This window comes from Bacillus sp. FSL K6-1218 (assembly GCF_038006445.1).
In the GTDB taxonomy this organism is placed as follows: domain Bacteria; phylum Bacillota; class Bacilli; order Bacillales; family Bacillaceae_G; genus Bacillus_A; species Bacillus_A thuringiensis_S.
In genome coordinates this window covers 1,517,637-1,536,865 of record NZ_JBBOVE010000001.1, presented here as the reverse complement: position 1 = coordinate 1,536,865, position 19,229 = coordinate 1,517,637, and the positions used below count along the sequence as shown (strand labels likewise).

Sequence of the window (19,229 nt, the reverse complement as noted above, 5' to 3'; positions counted from 1 at the left end):
TACCTACCCATTGATTACAGTTTCACTTTACTATCATACTAAATTTTCAGCATATTCTCATTAAAAATAAAAAATCCCTTTCATTCTTTTTACAAATGAAAGGGATTTTATGTCATATCACTCATTTTGCTGTTCCTACTCCATTTAAAACATACTTTGTAATAACTGCATATACAGCGACTGTACCTGCTACTAACGCATATACCATACTTACGCACCAACCTTTTTTTGATAATGATTATCACTTTTGAATACAGTTTATCATTAAAGAGAATCATTATCAACACTTTTCATAAAGAAAGCTCCTTATAAGAAGGAGCTTTACCGCCTGTTTTGAAGAAGGTTAAAACTTATTGTGCTCTCTTATTATATCTCATCCTACATAACTTAACAGTTTAAAAAAATGGAAATATCCCCTATACCCTCCATCTTACATTTTGTATAATAAAAGGGAATTACTTAACAGGGAGGAAAAAAATGACACAAAATCTCACACAAGGCGAGAGGATACATTCCATCGATATTATTAGAGGAATAGCTGTACTGGGTATTTTTCTTGTTAACTGGCCAATTATTGCCGGGATTGACTCACGTGATATTACAGGAATTTACGAAGGGATAGACAGCTATATTCGCCTATTTTACGATATGTTTATTCAAACGAAATTTTATACAATTTTTTCATTTTTATTTGGATTAGGTTTTTATATTTTTATGAATCGTGCTGAGGCGAAGACCGATCGTCCAAAAACTTTGTTTGTTCGCCGCTTACTTATCTTATTATTATTTGGTTTCTTACATTACGTTCTTTTATGGGACGGTGACATTTTACATACTTATGCAATTACCGGTTTTTTCTTATTTTTATTTTACAAAAGAGAGCCACGTACTATTTTAATATGGTCAATTGTACTATTAAGTTTCATGCAATTGTTCACATTATTAGGTTCTCTTCTCATGTTATTAGTGCCGGTAAATGAACTAGGCCTTTCCATAGCCATTATGCCGTTAGAAAACTGGGACTTACAAATTACAGACAGATTCCATTCTTTCTATTCTGAAGCAATAAGTAACAGTCTTATTATGCTTCCTGAAACACTAGGATTGTTTTTACTCGGATTATATGCCGGTAAAAAAGACATTTTCCGCCGTGCTAAGGAATTAGATCCAAAACTTAAAAAATGGCAAATCATTATGTTCATTTTAACATTACCGATGTGGTTTATTATGGTTTACTTCTTTATGAACAATCAACCATACACACCATTTTCACTTATGGGTATTACGATGATAAGTGGAAAGACATTGTTCATCTTCTACATTGTCACGTTAATGCGTTTATTACAAAAAGAAAAATGGCAAACAGTATTACGTCCATTCCAATATGTTGGACGAATGGCATTAACAAATTACATCTCGCATACAATTGTTACATTACTTGTATTCGGGCTATTATTCAAAAATGATTATCTTGCTCCATTATGGGTTGGACCACTATTCTGCGTCGGTTTCTACACGTTACAAATCTTTATTAGCCGCTGGTGGCTTTCACATTACCAATACGGGCCACTTGAGTACATTTGGCGTCTTGGTACTTACGGGAAAATGATGCCACTTAAAAAGAAAAGCAAGGTCTCATAACGAGACCTTGCTTTTTTACGCTTCTCTTACTGCACTTTGCATAGACACCGGCTCTTCTTTTACTTTCACTTTACGCTGCGGCACCATATTAAATACAATATTTAACAATACTGCTGATGCACTTCCAAGTACAATTCCGTTATCTGTTAAAATACGAATGCTTTCTGGAAGTTGTGAGAATAATGTAGGAACGACTGTTACGCCAAGCCCAATTCCAACAGAACATGCAACGATTAATAAGTTTTCTTGTCTTCCAAAGTCAACGCTACTTAGCATTTTAATACCATATGCCATAACCATACCAAACATTGCGAGCATAGCACCGCCAAGTACTGACTTCGGAATAATCGTTGTAATGGCTGCAATTTTCGGAATAAACCCAAGAGCGATTAACATACCACCGCAAGTATAAATAATAACGCGATTTCTTACTCCAGTTAATTGAACAAGTCCTACGTTTTGAGAGTATGTTGTATATGGGAACGCGTTAAAAATACCACCTAACACCATCGCTAATCCTTCTGCACGATACCCTTTTGTTAATTCTTTTTCACCGATTTTTTTATTGCAAATATCAGATAATGCAAAGTATACACCCGTTGCTTCTACAATCCCTACACAAGCAACGAGAATCATTGTAATAATTGGTGTTAATTCAAATGTTGGTGTACCGAAGTAAAATGGCTGAATACCATGGAACCAATCCGCCTCTCCAACTGCTTGCAAGCTTACTTTCCCCATAAATGCTGCAACGATAGTACCGAACAACAAACCTAATAGAATAGAAATTGAACGGATAAACCCATCAAAGAAACGATACATAATGATGATAAATAATAACACTCCAAATGCTAACGCTAAGTTTTCAAGACTTCCGAAATCTTTGCTTCCTACTCCACCAGCCATATCATTAATAGCGGCTGGAACAAGTGTAACTCCAATTACTGTAACGACAGACCCTGTTACAACTGGTGGAAACAGTTTTACAAGCTTTCCAAATAATTTCGCAAAAATAACAACGAATAACCCGGCAGCAATAATTGCCCCATAAATAGAAGACACACCGTATTGTTTTCCAATTGCAATCATCGGCCCAACCGCTGTAAATGTACAACCAAGTACAACTGGGAGTCCAATACCGAAAAAGCGATTTGATAATGCTTGTAAAATTGTCGCAACGCCGCACATTAATAAATCAATTGAGACTAAGTATGTTAACTCTTTTTGATTTAAACCAAGTCCGCCGCCTACAATAAGCGGAACGATAATTGCGCCAGCATACATAGCAAGCATATGCTGCATACCAAGCGATGCAATTTTAAATGGATGCTGCTTCATCGTTTATTTCACCTCCGCAGTTTCTTGCTGTACAAATGTAACTGTGCCGTTATCAAGTGATGCAATTTCTGCTAGTGATTCAACACGAACGCCTTGTTCACGAAGCTTCTTTCCTCCATCTTGAAATGCTTTTTCAATAACAATTCCAATTCCTGCAATACTTGCTCCTGCTTGCTCTACCAAACTCATTAAACCTAAAGCAGCCTGACCGTTTGCTAAAAAGTCATCAATGATTAACACGCGATCATTTTCATCAATATGATTTCGAGATAATGAAATTTCATTTGTTTCTTGTTTTGTAAATGAATATACGTTTGCAACGTACATATTATCTTGTAACGTTAACGATTTACGTTTTCTTGCAAAGATTACTTTTACACCAAGCTCTAATGCAGCCATAACAGCTGGTGCAATGCCTGAAGATTCAATCGTCACGATTTTTGTAATGTTCTCTTCTTTAAAACGTTTAGCAAATTCTTTTCCGATTTCTTGCATAAGTACTGGGTCAATTTGATGATTTAAAAATGCATCTACCTTTAATACGTCACCAGATAAAACCTTTCCTTCGTTCAAAATCTTTTCTTGTAATACTTTCATGTTTGTTCCCCCTCTTATGCAATAAAAAAACTCCAAAAGCCGCCACCACTCGTTACAAGTGAGAGACGCGCTTTTGGAGTTTCGCAAAAAAGAATGCTAAACAAGCAACTATATTCGTCCTCACTCATAGTCAAAGTATTTACGGTACTTCGGTAGAAACTTGCAGGCCATATCCCCGCGATTATATGAGTGTAGCTAACTATTTATTTTATAGAAGGATTATAACGCACTTTTTATACTTTGAAAAGCATTTATCGAAAAAACACGTACGAATTTTTAAAAACTAATATTTTCGTTCGAGTTTTACAAACTCTTTCATTCCCAATTACAACTTCGTTAAAATGATTGGCCCATCTTTTGTAATCGCAAGTGTATGCTCATATTGAGCTGATAATTTCCCGTCCATCGTTCGTGCAGTCCACCCATTTAAATCTACTTTCGAATATCGCATACCTACATTGACAATCGGCTCAATCGTAATCACCATTCCTTCTTGTAACTGAGGCCCTTGTCCTTGCTTCCCAAAATGAAAAATTGCTGGTTCTTCATGAATCTCTTTGCCGATCCCATGCCCCGTAAAGTCTCTTGCAACAGAAAAACCTTCATTTGTTACATAACTTTCAATTGCATAGCCAATATCTCCTACATGATTACCGATTACCGCCTGATCAATCCCTTTATATAAAGCATTCTCAGCTACTAACAATAACCTTTCTGCTTCATCAGAAACATTTCCAACTATATACGTCCAAGCAGAATCTGAAAGACCACCATTTAAGTTTACTACCATGTCAATTGTTACAATATCACCCTCAGTTAAAGAAACATCGGCCGGAAACCCATGACACATTTCATCGTTTACAGATGCACATATCGCATATGGATACCCATTGTAATCTTTCTGTTCAGATGTGGCACCATGCTTTTTTAAATACATTTCAACAAACGTATTAATCTCTTGCGTCGTTATACCTGGCTTTATCATTTTCGCAATTTCTTTATGACATGAAGCAAGTAATTTTCCAGATTCATGCATCAAATCTATTTCATTTTTCGTTTTAATTGTAATCATACTACCTCTACCTTTCCTTACTAAACCTGCTATTTGCTACTAAAATTCTATCATACACATCCTTTACCAAAATTTCAAAACCCTCTATTACAACAAGTACAAAAATATGTATCATATATTTCTAAATCAAAATAAAAAACAGAAGACCCCTCTGTTTTTTAATCATGTTTACATATGTAGTTCATTTTCAAAAACTCAAAACAACTACCATTTGTTTTCTGTATAAACGTTCCAACCGCCTCAAATCCTGCTCTTTTATACACTTTGATTGCTCTCTCATTAAATGTCGCTACTGATAGTGTTATATAATTGCACCCGTATTTTTCTTCACTAAAAGCTAGTCCAGCATTCACGAACTGTAAACCAAATCCATTGCCAGTTATATCAGGTCTCATTCCAAGTCCTATATCAACCGTTCCATCATTCATTTTACAAACAGTAAAAAAACCAATGAGAATGCCATTTTGCTTCACAGAAAATGTATGATCCCCTCTACTCTCACCATGTAAAAATTCATCTAAATCTTCTTCATCTGCCTCTATATCATAAAAAGAATATTTCCCTTCATAATACCAGTTATACGCAATTTCCTCCGCTTCTTCTTGCTTCATTACTGTATATGTATAACCCATTCTCCCATCCCCTTTAACAAAAAGAGCTGCAATTAAGCAGCTCTTTTTTTACAACTCATAAATCTCTTTATATTTCGCTTCTAAATAATCGGCTAAGTAGTTTGCATTTAAGCCTTCACCTGTTACATCTTCTAAAATTTCAAGCGGCTTTTTCGTTTTACCATATTGGTGAATATGTTCTGTTAACCATTCACGAATCGGTGTTACGTTTCCTTCTTCTAATAATGCATCAAAGTTCGGAATGTCTTTTAACATTCTTTGCTTAAATTGCGCTGCATACATGTAACCAAGCGCATAAGATGGGAAGTATCCAAATGAACCACCAGCCCAGTGAACATCTTGCAATACACCTTGTGCATTATTTTCCGGACGAATGCCTAAATATGCTTCCATCTTATCATTCCAAGCTGCTGGTAAGTCCTTCACTTGTAATGTACCATCAAATAATTCTTTCTCAAGCTCATAACGAACCATAACATGAAGCGGGTATGTAAGTTCATCTGCTTCTATACGAATGAATGACGGTTTCGATTCGTTAATTGCATCATAAAACTCATCGACTGACATATCATCAAATTGACCATTGCTATACTCTTTTAATAAATCATAATTCTTCTTCCAGAATGATTTATTACGGCCGATAAAGTTCTCAAAGAATAATGATTGTGATTCGTGAATACCCATAGATGTACCACTGCAAAGTGGTGTACCTTCAAATTGTTCTGCAATATTTTGTTCATATACTGCATGACCACATTCATGAATTGTTCCAAAAACAGCCATACGAAAATCTTTTTCATCATAGCGTGTCGTAATACGAACATCCCCTCTATTTAATGTAATTTCGAAAGGATGTACTGTTTCATCAAGACGACCTGCTTCAAAGTCATAATTCAATTGCTTCAATAATTCTAATGTAAAGTTCTTTTGTTTTTCTTTTGAAAATTGTTCCGATAAAGCACTTGTTTTTAATCCTTTTTTAGACTCAGAGATTTCTTTTACAAGCGGTACGATGCGCTCACGAAGCTGACCAAATACGTGATCTAAAACTTCTACTGTAATACCTGGCTCATACATATCTAATAATGTATTGTATTTATATGTTTCATAACCCCAATATGTAATAAATTTCTTTTTAAATTCCACAATTTTTTCTAAGTACGGGCGGAACATTTCGAAATCAGATTTTTCGCGAGCTTCTTCCCACACACTCTCTGCTTTCGCTTCTAATTTCACATAAGCCTCATATTCAACTTGTGGAATTTTTTTATTTCTATCATATTCTTTCCGGCACTCTTCAACCATTTTCTTCGTCGTTTCAGAAAGTTTATCTTCGCGTATTAAAGCTTCAAGCTCTGTTAAATAGTTTCCCATCTCATCTGAAGTCGACATAGCAAACACTTCTGACGAAAGCATACCAATTACTTCAGAACGCTGATCCACACCTTTTTTGGGTGCACCTGTTCTTAAATCCCAAAACATTAAACTTAATGCTTCTCCGTAATTCTGTATCTTCTTCACGTATGTTAAAAATTGTTTTTCTACTTCATATGTAGCAACTGTCATCGTATAAAAGCCTCCTTTTTCTACCTCAAACTTAATTCGACACGGAAATATAAATTCCTTTTATAATAGAAAAAAGCTTGGCAAGCGCCAAGCTTTCTCCTTATAATTCTTTACCTTCTACTGGCAGTACATTTTTCACAGCTGCAACTACTTTCTCATCTTCTGAATCAGATAAGAAGATTGATATAGCACCTTTATCGTCGCTCGTACGAATTAAACGTCCAATCCCTTGACGAAGTCGTAAAATCATATACGGTACATCTACATCCCAGAATGGATCATTTACGTGCTTACGTTTCGCTTCAAACACAGGATCGTTTGGAGGGAATGGTAATGACCAAATGATAACATGTGATAATGATGAACCTGGAATATCTAAACCTTCCCATAAATGAACGGCACAAAGTACAGTCTCTTCTTCATTTTGGAAACGAGAAACGAGCTGACTAATTTCCTGATCTCCTTCATATAGAAACGGAACTGACATTTGTTCTTTACTTACATATTCTTTAAACGCTGCAAGTTCTTGTGTTGTACGGAATAATACAAGCGTACGTCCATTTGTTTTTTGTATATTTTCAAGTGTATATTGACACTTTCTTTCCCATTCATTTTCTTTCGTATGCGATAGTAAGTTTACCGCCATTTGCTCCTCATAATCAAACGGTGAGGCAACTGAGAATGATAAGTAATCTTTTACCCCTAGACTATTTGCTGTAAATGCGAATGAATCGTTGTTCGATAATGTCGCAGAAGAGAAAATATACGGGATTTTCTTCGAGAATACTTTCTCTTGTAACACTTCTTCAACTGCACGCGGCATAATAACTAACGTGAAGGCACCATCACCTTCTTCGCCCCATGTAATTACATTTTTCTCGTGCATAAACAGACGAAGTGAATGTTCTAACACATCTAAATGCTCATCAACGATATTTAAGTCATACGTGTTTACTGTATGCATTTCACTTTCAAATACTAATGCATCACCGACTTCACCAATTTTTGCATAAAGTCGCTTCGCTTCAGCTGTTACTTTTTCTGTCACAGTAATTTCTAAACGATCAGAACCGGCAATTTCCTTTTTATTCTCTTGTAACACATCAAAGAATCGCTCTGTTTGCCAAATTGTTTCTTCTACTAAATGTGCAAACTCCTCGCGAATATCGTTTTGCAACAATCTCGTTAAAAGTTGCTCCATCATCGTTTGCTTTAAACGGTATGTTAAAGCTTTTTGAGCTGCATATTCTACAAGATGTCCTTCATCGAATACAACGCAGCTACTTTCTGGTAATAATGGAATTTGCCCTTCACGCTTACGAGCATCGTACGTCCAAATATGATCCATATAGAAATCTTGAGAACAAATAATTAAATCTGCTGCTTTACGATAATGTTCGCGAGAAAGAGTTTGTCCACAACGATGACGAGAATCACAAGTAAAGCAATCTTGGAAGTAATCCCAATTTACTTTTGACCATTCTTCGTCATTTAAAAGTGGAAATTCTTTTCTGTCACCATAGTGAGTAAAGTTTTGCATCGTACCATGATCGAATACAAACTGTGGTAACTCGTAATATACGTCTTCAATTACTTCTGGAGCTCGTCCACTCATAACATCTTCTAATTTTCGTAAACATAAATAATTATCCATTGATTTCGCAAGTCTTACATCTACTGATAAGCCTAATGCTTCAGATAATTTAGCAATGTCCCCTTCTTCTTTTACCAGCTGCTCAATTAACGTTTCATCTGCACAAGCAATTATAGCTGGTTTTCCAGTATAACGCGCATAGCAAATTGCATATAGAAGATATACAATAGTTTTCCCTGTTCCTACACCCGCTTCTGCGAACATAACTTTCTTTTCTTGGAAAGCACGCTCTAATTGAAACGCCATAAAAATTTGTTCATCACGCTCTTCAAAACCTTTTTCCGGAAGGATGTCGTAAAACACATCTCCAATCCACTCATTCAACTTATCATAAAAATTATCTTGTTTCCCTACTTCAAATGGTAATCTCTTCTCAGTAAACATCCTTAGCCTCCAACCAAAAAGTTTTTCTATAAAAAAATAATAGCAACTGCTACGCATATGTATGCATTTGCTTTCCCCTGTTGCCATACATAGAAATTCACGAAAAAAAATTTTCCTTTCGAAAAAGGAAAATTTTCTTCTATATTAATGACTTTAAATACCGTTTATCAATCGCTGTTTCATGTGAAAGAGCTGACAAATATTCTTCTTGTGCTTTTTGTATTTCATCTACAATCGCACCCTGACTATCCACTTCTTTTCCGAGCTCATCATACGTACGGTGAATAGCTTTTTGAATCATTGATAATTGGAAACTATCCATATCACTTCCTCCTTTACGCATTACATAATAGCCAGTATATGCGCGCTGGAGGAGTTTTATACTATGAATTACGCGGTGGACGTTTTCCGAAGTATTGGTAGTAATCTGTACGGATAAATCCGTTAAACAGTTTACGCTTCTTCGACGCATCTTTTCCGTAACACTTCTCAAATGCTTCGTAGCTTGTTAATACATACGCTGACCATGTATCTAATGGGCGGAATACTTGTCCCATTTCTTTATACAGTTGTTCAACGAGTGCTTTTTCACTTAAACGTTCTCCGTATGGAGGATTCGTTACAACGTAGCCATAATCCTCTTTTGTTGTAAAATCTTTTACCTGCATTTGTTTAAATGTAATTAAATCACCTAAGCCTACTTCTTCTGCGTTATCTTGAGCAACTCGAATCATACGATGATCAATATCTGATCCAATGATTTGTAATCGTTGATTATAGTTCGCTAAATCTTCAGCTTCTTGACGCGCTTCACGCCAGTTTTGTTTACCTACCCAGTCCCACTCATCTGATGCGAAACCACGGTTAAATCCTGGCGCAATATTTTGTCCAATTAATGCTGCTTCAATCGGAATTGTACCTGATCCACAGAATGGATCAACAAATGGACGATCTGGCTTCCAGTTTGTTAATTTAATTAAAGACGCAGCTAATGTTTCTTTTAACGGAGCTTCCCCTTGATCCATACGGTATCCACGTTTATGAAGTCCAACACCGCTCGCATCAATTGTTAATGTTGCAATATCCTTGAGCATTGCAATCTCGATACGGAATAATGGACCATCTTCTTCAAACCAAGTTGTACGTTTATATGTTGTTTTTAATTTTTCAACGACAGCTTTTTTAACGATACGTTGGCAATCCGAAACACTGAATAATTCAGATTTTAAAGATTTACCAATAACAGGGAATTCACCATTCTCTGGAATATAATCTCCCCAGTTTAATGCTTTCGTTTTTTCAAATAGCTCATCAAATGTTGTTGCTTTAAATTCGCCAACTTTAATTTTTACACGGTCCGCAGTACGTAACCATAAATTCGTACGACAAATCGCCTTTTCATCTGCTTCAAATGTTACTTTGCTGTTTTCTACTTGACATTCATAACCAAGATCGCGAACTTCTCGGGCAACTAACGCTTCAATACCCATTGCCGCTGTTGCAATTAAAGTAACTTTTCCCATTTGCATTCACCTCTTATGTATATTCAAACAATAATTAATAGCAATTGGTCCTATTAATCATTACATTTTACGAAAAATTTTCTCATTAACCATTTTAACTCATACTTTATAACTTCATACAAATAAAAAGCCCTCCTCTAACAAAGGAGAGCTGAGTTATTTCATAGTTGGTTCATAACGTTCTGTAAGCCATGTTCTGTTCCTTTGTACTACAAACGGCCCACGCCTCGTACTCCGGTGGCAATCATCTATCTACAGGTTATAAAACCTGTCCTTTCCCGTCGTTCATTTCCTTGGAAAAGATTCCCCTACCATTATTTGGGTTTCTCGCTCGTGGGGTTTACCTCGTTCCACTCCTATCATTTCTTCAAGGACTTCGTCACTGTGGCACTTTAAAGGTAGTCAAACCATATCCGAAAGGACTTAGGTTTTTTCCCTGCCGTTAAACCAGCCTTACAGCCAGAATACCCTAGCTTATGAATTGGCTAGGCACGAACACTACAGCCATCTCAGGCCGTGCGAGCATGGACTTTCCTCTACAACGTTGGCGTTGCAGCGATTACCCAAACGTTATGACATCCATTAGTATAGTGGAAACAAAAAGATTTTGCAACGTTTTTTTCTATGTAAAATGCTTAAACCTTTTCCCACCTTACATCATTCGTATAACTTACTTCCAAATACAGCTTTTTCTAAGTTAGATAAGCGTTTTAAAATATCCGTATTCGTGTTGTTATAAACCGGTTGTGCGACTGGTGTTTGTACAGGTTGTTGTGGAACTTGCGTTACTGCTAGTTTTTGTTCCTCTAATTCACGCTTTAAACGAGCATTTTGTTGCTTTAATTGCTCAAACTCTTTGTGGAAAGCTTCATAGTCTTTAATGATCATATCAAGAAACTTGTCTACTTCTTCTTGCTGATAACCTCTCATACCTGTTTTAAATTCTTTTTCTAAAATATCTTTTGCTGTTAATTTAATTTTATCCGAAATCATTTTCTTCACCTCAAATTTTTACCAAAACTTTCATTAACTAAATTTTTTCAGAAACAATGCTTTTTGTCAATCATATATACGAGTACTATATTACATATTACTCTGCATTATTCCACTGTTCCTCTTCTATTATATCTTGTAAATCAGAAAAAAGAATGAAATAACTGTGATAATTTTCTATTTCCCCTTTTTTCTTTGCTGCTTCTACAATATATTTGGGACTTCCTGGTTTTTCTTCATCGTATACCGCTAAAAGTGCATCACTTTTTTCAATAAAAAATTGATTTTTTAATTTAAATTGCTCTGGGCTTTCATACTTCCGTTTCGTGATACTATCAACATGGTCTGCTTGAGAAAGAATAAATTCGTAATATTCACGATTATCTTCTTTCCAATTTTCTTCTTGTTCTAAAAACGGAGTGAATACCGCTAATTTTAAATCTGGATATTCTACTTGAATTTCAAAAACAACTTCAGCAGCCCATAATTCTACACCTAACTGGCCGCTTATTATAACCCACTCTAAACCATCTTCTACAAAAGTGGTTAATTTACGGTGTAATGCCTTTTTTATACACCCCACCCCTGGATGATCATTTTTAAATATTCCAAGTTCAAATGGCTTATATCCTGTTACTGCAATAACTTTCATATCAACACTCCAATTACAAAAAAAGAACTAGCATTTCGCTAGTTCTAACATATCATTTACTTTTTAAATATTCCACCAACGTTTGGTCCGATATTTGGACCTACTGGTGATACATTGTTTGGTAAAAACGGTGATACATTCGGTCCTGGCCCAAACGGTGATACATTCGGTCCTGGCCCAAACGGTGATACATTCGGTCCTGGCCCAAATGGAGATATTTGATGACCGTGGTGATGATGACCATGGCCACACGGTCCACATCCACCGCCGAATCCTGGGTCGATTGGGTCCACAACATTTACATTTGAATTTGTTTGTGGGAAGAAGTTTTGGTTTTTAATTTGTTGATGATGTACATGTGTTGTATGTGTTGGGAAAATGTGTGGCACCACCGTAGTTGAAAAAGAGTGTGTTACGCATTGTTTCGTCGGATGAACGACAGGAGCAGTTGTACAAATAGGTCCTACAGGCTTATGCCCTCCAAAACAAGGATGACAATGATGCATAGTTTTTTCTCTCCTCTCTCGTTAAAAAAATCTGATTACACTTTACAGTATGAGAAAAGAGAGAAAGCCGCTTGTTATATATACCCATTTATTACAAGGAAATTTGTCTAGTCCTTTATTTCATATACAATACTTTCATAGACAACTCTTCAACATTACTTACCAAAAAAGCCTCCAACTTGCTTTACAATACCTGTCACCTGATTCATCGCATTCATCATTTGTCCAGCTGTATTCATCATTTTATTTACATCATAGTTACCATCGGATGTTTTAAATTGAGAAACAAAACTAGAAAACTGACTTGGCTGTTGTTGCTTTTGTTTACTTTGCGTCGGGTACGGCTGTTTTGGTGGATAAAACATCGCTTGTTGATTAGCATAGGGCGATGGTGGCGGCATATAATATTGCGAATTCATATAAGGCTGCTGTTGTTGATTCATGTATGGTTGCTGAGCTTGTGATTGCTGAGCTTGTGATTGTTGAGCTTGATTCACATGAGGTTGCTGCTGTTGTGGTTGTTGAGCCTGATTCACATAAGGTTGCTGCTGTTGTGGTTGTTGAGCTTGATTCATAAATGACACTTCAAACGGTTGATAATAATTTTGATTTCCATAATAAGGCTCGAAAGGATACATATTATACCGTAAATATGTATCCGTATTATATTGGTACATATTTTGCTGTGCATATGGATTTGTTTGCTGATATACGTTAGATTGTTGAAACATGCATTCTCTCCTCCTTTACATAAGTTTCTACATATATAATATGTACCTATAAAATAATATGTGTGATGGAGTATCTGTCTATTTTTGTCGGAAGTTTAAATTTTTAAAAAATTAAAAAAGAAAACCCTTCCATGCTATGATAATTAAGAAGAAGATTCTCATGGGGGAGGAATCAACATGGTATTAGGGGATTTAAAACAAGCGTTTTCTCAAAAAAAGGGGTATTGCACAGAGAATGCAAATGAATTATTAGACTTTGCGAGACATTGGTATCTCGAAGGAAAAATATGCATTTCAGATTATCGAACATTAATAAAAGAATTAGAAATAAACGGCGCAACAAAACCTACAACAATGACAGAAGCATAAAAATAACAAGAGGGTTCTCCCTCTTGTTATTTACATTGCTCAACTATATTTTGCAAAGTATACGAAATGGCTTGGTGTGTTTCAAAGAATCGTTTACCTTTACCTTTATTTACAAAGCATTGTAACACATTCGTTTGTAAATTATCGTATACTTGATCAATTTGCTGTACATGTATATACTTTGGCTTTTCTTCTTTAATCCACGTATAAGCTAATTCTTTCCACTTCTTTAATTCCTCATCTACCATGTCTACAAATGGTTTCATATCCTTATAAAAGTCGTATTCGATTAGCTCTCTTTTTTTTATATTCGCTTCATTATTATACTGCATGAGTTTTTCTGAAGACTGTATTAATGCTTCATTCTTCATCTCTTTCCCACCTTATTATGCACTCACTACGACGTTTTGAAATGTCTTTACCCAATTCCCTTTTTCTTCGTGATGCACTAATTTATTTTCCATATGTTCAATATGCATTTCTGTTATTTCTATCTTATTACATATTTTTTCACTCGCATCCTTTAATGCATGATTCATTCTAATCCCTATATTCATTTCCAGCAAATCGAGAGAACTTAACATTTGATCCATTTTTTTCATTACATCTTCCTTCTGAACCATCGCCATATACAAAACGCCTCCTTCTTTGCTTTTCCTTTGTCATGTAATTTCGCCGAATGATTCACCACTCCTGCCCACATGACAAAACTAGTTGTTATTCGTCAAAGAAATCATTTCGTATGTCATTTATAGAAATGGTAACAATACAAAAAGGAGGTGTAGTACAATGGCAAAGAACAAAAATGAAAAAAAGAAAAAACAAAACAAACAACAAAATAAACCCGAGACTGGCAATCCAAAGCTAGATGGTCCAAACTTCCCTGCTACATAAAGCCAGACTTTATTACGTATGGTTAAATTTCAAGTCACCCTTAATCTCCTACTAGCATTAAGTTTTGAGATTAAAGTCGTAGCAAGCATAGCAGGCTTATTTCAAATTAAGAAGTCCCGTCTTCAAAATGGAAGACGGGACTTCTTTTTCATTATATCATGAACTCATCCATCCTTTTAACGAAACGATTTACGATAGATATCCTATAGATTTGTTCCCTCTTTCTCCTATACCATTCTGTTATATTAACTTCCTCTTTAGGTTCTTCAAGTACAAATAGCACATCCATTTTCATATTTGCACAAAACCAATCTCTCATTTCTATTTCTTCATGTAAAACAACAGGATAACTATCTCTAAGTGCTGGCGTACGCGATTTTCTAGTTTCCTTTGAGTAAAATTCATAATCTTCTCTAGACCCAGTATGTGTAGTTTGCAATGCAAACTTATAAAACGAACCATTATAAATTGGATGAAACAATAACCATGCTAATTTTTTTCCCAGTTCTATACGCTGTTGTAACGTTTCAAATTGATAAACCGAAAATCCATACATTCTCCCTTCAATTGTTGGGAAGATAACTGCACTAATATGAAATCTTTCTTGTACTTTAAAAAGTGCAGTATGGAATACATGTTTTTTAAAATATGTGCTCTCAATGACTGGTTTTTGAATTTTATTTTGTTCATTTATAATAAGTGCTGTTATAAGCCTATTCATATCTCTTTTCTCCCAGAAAAGTAACCATTCTTTTTCCATAAAAATTGATACGCTGAAATATTGCAACAAATGAAAGAGAGGTGTACGTCTCTTCTTACTTTCCTCATACAATAATAGCTGAGGAAAGGCATCTAAGAAAATAATCCAATTAGCTTGTTCGTACAGAAGAAATAAATGTTTTTTTACCGTTTTAGGTAAAACAGTAGCATAATATCTCCCTTCTAAATCGGTCATATTCCATCCCGCATTTCTCGAAACCATACTCGCTAAAAAGGCCCACCTGATTTCACTATTTCTTAAATAATATTCTTGATAAGATTGTGTCCGAGAAATATTGTCCACATTAGCTATTTCTGTTTTCTTTTTAATATTGCGAATGATTACTTTTTCTTCCTCTGTACAAAACTTTTTTTCTCGATTTTGTTTAATTTTCATATAATCATTCCATGTAAACATAAATAAGTCATCATACCTTTCATCAAAAAGGTCACATCTTTTTTCATTTTTTGATATAATCACCTTTGTAAGTAATTCTTAGTAAGTTGGGAGTGGACACACTATGACCATTCGTTACCCAAATGGAAAAAGGTATAATCAAGCTTCACAACCTCAAAAAACACCTATAAAAACACATACTTATAGCAACAGAGGTATGTCCCTTGAAGAGGAATTGAATGAAACAAATCAATATTACTTAACCCATAATATTGCATGTGTACATAAAAAACCTACACCTCTTCAAATTGTAAAAGTAGATTACCCCGCTCGAAGTGCTGCAGTGGTAAAAGAAGCGTATTTTAAACAACCTTCTACAACAGATTACAACGGTGTATACAAAGGGAAATACATCGATTTTGAAGCAAAGGAAACAAAAAATAAAACTAGTTTCCCACTTCAAAACTTCCACCTTCATCAAATAGAACATATGAAGCAAGTGGTTGCTCATAATGGAATTGCATTTGTCATTATTAAATTTACACTTTTTGATGAATTTTATTTATTAGATGCAAAACATATTATTGCATTTTGGAATCGTCAAAATACTGGTGGACGCAAGTCGATTACGAAAGAAGAAATAGAAGAGCATGGATCCTTATTATCATGCGGTTATCACCCTCGGATTGACTATATCCGTGTACTAGACACGGTTTATTTTTCGTGATAGAGTCATCACTAAGGCTCTTTTTTCGACTTTTGGGGGAGAGAATGAAAGGTAGGAGAAAGTATAATGTCAGATAATTATCGTTCTCGTACAGAACGAAATCATGTGAAAAATCAAGAGAAAAAAACACATAAAGAAGAAAAACCAAAGAAAAAAGGCTCCTTTTTCAAGAAATTCCTTATAGGTTGTCTACTTCTTGGTATCGTTGGTCTCGTAGCCGGCGTTTCCGCTTTCTTTGTTATGGTAAAGGACGCTCCAAAATTAGACAAATCCAAACTTGTTAATCCTTTATCAACAAAGTTTCTTGATAAAAACGGGAATTTCTTCTATGAATACGGTGCTGAAAAACGAACGCATGTTACTTATGATCAAATTCCAAAAGTAGTTGAAAATGCATTCCTTGCAACTGAGGATTCGCGTTTCTATGATCATAATGGAATTGATTTTAAACGAACTACAAAAGCAGTTATGGAAAATGTCACTGGTGGTTTCGGTTCCCAAGGTGGTAGTACGATTACACAGCAAGTCGTTAAAAACTATTTTCTAACGATGGACAAAACTGCTAAGAGAAAAGTACAAGAGTGGTACTTATCTTATAAATTAGAGCAACAATACTCTAAACATGAGATTTTAGAAATGTACTTAAATAAGATTAATTTAGGTAACCGTTCATATGGTATTGCGACAGCAGCGCAAAAATATTATGGTAAAGATTTAAAAGACTTGCAATTACATGAAGCTGCTATGCTCGCTGGTTTACCCCAAGGTCCAAACATTTATGATCCAACAAAAAAGGAAAATGTTGAACGAGCAACAAATCGTCGTAATGTTGTATTATCATTAATGAATCGACATGGTTATATAACAAAAGAAGAAATGAATAACGCCGTTAAGATCCCAGTAACAGAGGGCCTTCAACCGTCTTCAGAAGTAACTGAGATGAAGTATCAAGCATTTTTAGATGCGGTTGTAAAAGAAGTTGAAAAAGAATATCCTGATGTAAATATCGGTTCAGATGGTTTAACGATTCATACAACACTTGATCAAGATGCTCAAGATTACGCTGACAAAATTATGGATGGCAATCTTATTAAGTATCCGGACGATCAATTCCAAGGGTCATTCGTATTTATGGATACACAGTCTGGAGAAGTTCGAGCAATTGGTGCTGGACGTAAAGAAAGTAAGTCTACTTTCAAAGGTCATAATATGGCAACTGATTTAAAACGCCAAGTTGGTTCAACAATGAAACCAATTTTCGACTACGGTCCGGCAATTGAAAACTTACAATGGTCTACATACCATCAATTAAACGATTCAGAGTATACGTATTCCAATGGTAAAAAAATACAAAATGCAACAAAGAGCTACAAAGGTGACGTTTCACTACGTGAAGCTTTGAAAAAGTCATTAAACATTCCAGCTTTAAAGACAGCACAAACAGTTGGTCTTAATAAGTCAAAAGAATTCGCTGAAGGTTTAGGCATGACCTTTAAAGAAGGAAAAGTCTACGAATCAACAGCAATCGGTAGTAACGAGGGGTCTCCATTGGAAGTAGCAGGTGCATATGCAACCTTTGGTAATAGTGGTAACTATAATAAACCACACTTCGTAAAAGAAGTAACCTTCCCGGACGGGAAAAAGAAAAGCTTTAAACCTAAGGAACAACGCGCAATGCAAGACTATACAGCTTACATGGTTACTGACGTTCTTCGTGACGTAGTAAAACCTGGTTCTGGTGGTACAGGTCCAACAGCATACGTTTCAGGTGTTGACATAGCAGGTAAAACAGGAACACAAAACTTTGATGCATCAGTTCTTCAAAAATATGACATCCCAGCTGATGCAAACAGAGATAGCTGGTTTGCTGGATATACACCACAATACACAATGGCTGTTTGGACTGGTTACGAAAAAGATGGTCCAAAAAATTATGTTAGTGATCGCTCCACTAGAATTGCACAGCAAATGTTCCAAATAATGATGAGCAAATTCGCTACAGATAAATCACGCTTTGAACGTCCTTCTTCTGTACAAGAAATAAACGGAGAGTTATACGTTAAAGGTGCGAAAAAAGATGCAATTAAACAAATTAAAGTAGATGCCCCTAGTGGTCTGAATGTCACTTTTGATGGCGCTAGCACAGTTACACTAAACTGGTCTGGACCAGCAGAAGTGGATGCATATGCAGCCAGCTATAAAGCAACTGACGGTTCAAGTGGTAGCCTATCAATAAGTGGTACGACAGCTACTCTTGGTGGTATTAAACCAGGTGTTACTTACAGCTTCTCTGTAGTAGCGAAAAAAGGCACTGGAACAAGCCCAGCAGTTGGTGCATCCTTCACTGCGCCTGGCGGAACTCCAGATGCGAAAAAAGCTGAAGAAGAGGCTAAGAAAAAGGCCGATGAAGAAGCTAAGAAAAAAGCTGATGAGGAAGCCAAGAAAAAAGCTAATGAAGATAAAGTAAAACAAGACGAAGCTAAGAAAAAAGCTGAAGAAGAGGCTAAGAAACAACAAGAACAGCAGCAACAACAAGAACAACAACGTAAACAACAAGAAGAAGCTCAAAAGAAAGCTGATGAGGAAGCTAGAAGAAAAGCTGAAGACGAAGCTAAGAAAAAAGCTGAAGAGGAAGCTAAGAAGAAAGCTGAAGAAGAGGCCAAGAAGAAAGCTGAAGACGAAGCTAAGAAACAACAAGAACAGCAACACCAAAATCCCGGAGGAGATACACCTCACGCAGACGGTACTGTTGTTACAACAGAGTCTTAATAAACAAAAAAAGAAGTCTGTTTCT

General features: G+C 35.7%; 19 protein-coding genes, 1 other RNA gene and 1 riboswitch. Of the genes, 4 read left to right on the top strand and 16 right to left on the bottom strand.

Features of this window, described 5'->3' with window-relative positions; translation table 11 throughout:
- The first annotated feature begins 477 nt into the window (after positions 1–477).
- Positions 478–1,641: a DUF418 domain-containing protein gene (locus tag MHI26_RS08085; RefSeq protein ID WP_000193174.1), complete on the top strand. Its 1,164-nt coding sequence runs from the start codon at positions 478–480 to the stop codon at positions 1,639–1,641.
- A gap of 15 nt (positions 1,642–1,656) precedes the next feature.
- Here MHI26_RS08085 and pbuX read toward each other — a convergent pair whose 3' ends face one another.
- The 13 genes from pbuX to MHI26_RS08020 form a co-directional block, all read right to left on the bottom strand.
- Positions 1,657–2,979: a xanthine permease PbuX gene (pbuX, locus tag MHI26_RS08080; protein ID WP_000809215.1), complete on the bottom strand. Its 1,323-nt coding sequence runs from the start codon at positions 2,977–2,979 to the stop codon at positions 1,657–1,659.
- 3 nt (positions 2,980–2,982) lie between these two features.
- Positions 2,983–3,576 (bottom strand): xanthine phosphoribosyltransferase, encoded by a 594-nt coding sequence (locus MHI26_RS08075; protein WP_000866483.1) that lies wholly within the window; start codon positions 3,574–3,576, stop codon positions 2,983–2,985.
- Between the two features lie 107 nt (positions 3,577–3,683).
- Positions 3,684–3,785: riboswitch (purine riboswitch) on the bottom strand.
- 116 nt (positions 3,786–3,901) lie between these two features.
- Positions 3,902–4,648 carry a type I methionyl aminopeptidase gene (locus MHI26_RS08070; protein WP_000628420.1) on the bottom strand — a complete coding sequence of 249 codons (747 nt, stop codon included), beginning with the start codon at positions 4,646–4,648 and terminating at the stop codon, positions 3,902–3,904.
- A 158-nt stretch (positions 4,649–4,806) separates the two neighbouring features.
- A complete protein-coding gene (locus tag MHI26_RS08065) occupies positions 4,807–5,280 on the bottom strand; it encodes a GNAT family N-acetyltransferase (protein WP_000542518.1) in 474 nt (157 codons plus the stop codon).
- Positions 5,281–5,328: 48 nt separating this feature from the next.
- Positions 5,329–6,846, bottom strand: coding sequence for a carboxypeptidase (ypwA, locus tag MHI26_RS08060; RefSeq protein ID WP_061666877.1), 1,518 nt, complete (start codon positions 6,844–6,846; stop codon positions 5,329–5,331).
- Positions 6,847–6,946: 100 nt separating this feature from the next.
- Positions 6,947–8,884 carry an ATP-dependent DNA helicase gene (locus tag MHI26_RS08055; protein WP_000493696.1) on the bottom strand — a complete coding sequence of 646 codons (1,938 nt, stop codon included), beginning with the start codon at positions 8,882–8,884 and terminating at the stop codon, positions 6,947–6,949.
- A 139-nt stretch (positions 8,885–9,023) separates the two neighbouring features.
- Entirely contained in the window at positions 9,024–9,206 is a 183-nt protein-coding gene (locus tag MHI26_RS08050; RefSeq protein WP_000376895.1) for a DUF3921 domain-containing protein, read from the bottom strand.
- A 61-nt stretch (positions 9,207–9,267) separates the two neighbouring features.
- Entirely contained in the window at positions 9,268–10,407 is a 1,140-nt protein-coding gene (locus tag MHI26_RS08045; protein ID WP_061666878.1) for a THUMP domain-containing class I SAM-dependent RNA methyltransferase, read from the bottom strand.
- Between the two features lie 180 nt (positions 10,408–10,587).
- Positions 10,588–10,978, bottom strand: an RNA gene (gene rnpB, locus MHI26_RS08040) — RNase P RNA component class B.
- A gap of 86 nt (positions 10,979–11,064) precedes the next feature.
- The gene (gene gpsB / locus MHI26_RS08035) at positions 11,065–11,400 is read right to left on the bottom strand and encodes a cell division regulator GpsB (RefSeq protein ID WP_000622431.1); all 336 of its coding nucleotides are present in this window, start codon (positions 11,398–11,400) and stop codon (positions 11,065–11,067) included.
- Positions 11,401–11,497: 97 nt separating this feature from the next.
- A complete protein-coding gene (locus MHI26_RS08030; protein WP_000862926.1) occupies positions 11,498–12,052 on the bottom strand; it encodes a DUF1273 domain-containing protein in 555 nt (184 codons plus the stop codon).
- 56 nt (positions 12,053–12,108) lie between these two features.
- A complete protein-coding gene (locus MHI26_RS08025; RefSeq protein WP_060630213.1) occupies positions 12,109–12,558 on the bottom strand; it encodes a spore coat protein in 450 nt (149 codons plus the stop codon).
- Positions 12,559–12,713: 155 nt separating this feature from the next.
- Positions 12,714–13,289 carry a YppG family protein gene (locus MHI26_RS08020; RefSeq protein ID WP_061666879.1) on the bottom strand — a complete coding sequence of 192 codons (576 nt, stop codon included), beginning with the start codon at positions 13,287–13,289 and terminating at the stop codon, positions 12,714–12,716.
- A gap of 177 nt (positions 13,290–13,466) precedes the next feature.
- On the opposite strand from MHI26_RS08020, the gene MHI26_RS08015 reads away from it, so the two are divergent.
- Entirely contained in the window at positions 13,467–13,658 is a 192-nt protein-coding gene (locus MHI26_RS08015) for a YppF family protein (RefSeq protein ID WP_000242652.1), read from the top strand.
- 26 nt (positions 13,659–13,684) lie between these two features.
- Here MHI26_RS08015 and MHI26_RS08010 read toward each other — a convergent pair whose 3' ends face one another.
- The 3 genes from MHI26_RS08010 to MHI26_RS07995 form a co-directional block, all read right to left on the bottom strand.
- On the bottom strand, positions 13,685–14,029 hold the full coding sequence (locus MHI26_RS08010; RefSeq protein WP_000786936.1) for a YppE family protein: 345 nt from the start codon (positions 14,027–14,029) through the stop codon (positions 13,685–13,687).
- Between the two features lie 15 nt (positions 14,030–14,044).
- Positions 14,045–14,287 (bottom strand): hypothetical protein, encoded by a 243-nt coding sequence (locus MHI26_RS08005; protein ID WP_001252036.1) that lies wholly within the window; start codon positions 14,285–14,287, stop codon positions 14,045–14,047.
- Between the two features lie 416 nt (positions 14,288–14,703).
- The gene (locus tag MHI26_RS07995; RefSeq protein ID WP_061666900.1) at positions 14,704–15,729 is read right to left on the bottom strand and encodes a DUF2515 domain-containing protein; all 1,026 of its coding nucleotides are present in this window, start codon (positions 15,727–15,729) and stop codon (positions 14,704–14,706) included.
- Positions 15,730–15,832: 103 nt separating this feature from the next.
- On the opposite strand from MHI26_RS07995, the gene recU reads away from it, so the two are divergent.
- Together recU and MHI26_RS07985 are read left to right on the top strand one after the other, a co-directional pair.
- Positions 15,833–16,435, top strand: coding sequence for a Holliday junction resolvase RecU (recU, locus tag MHI26_RS07990; RefSeq protein WP_000155599.1), 603 nt, complete (start codon positions 15,833–15,835; stop codon positions 16,433–16,435).
- A 66-nt stretch (positions 16,436–16,501) separates the two neighbouring features.
- Positions 16,502–19,204, top strand: a complete 2,703-nt coding sequence (locus tag MHI26_RS07985; protein WP_061666880.1) for a PBP1A family penicillin-binding protein — start codon at positions 16,502–16,504, stop codon at positions 19,202–19,204.
- Positions 19,205–19,229: the final 25 nt, after the last annotated feature.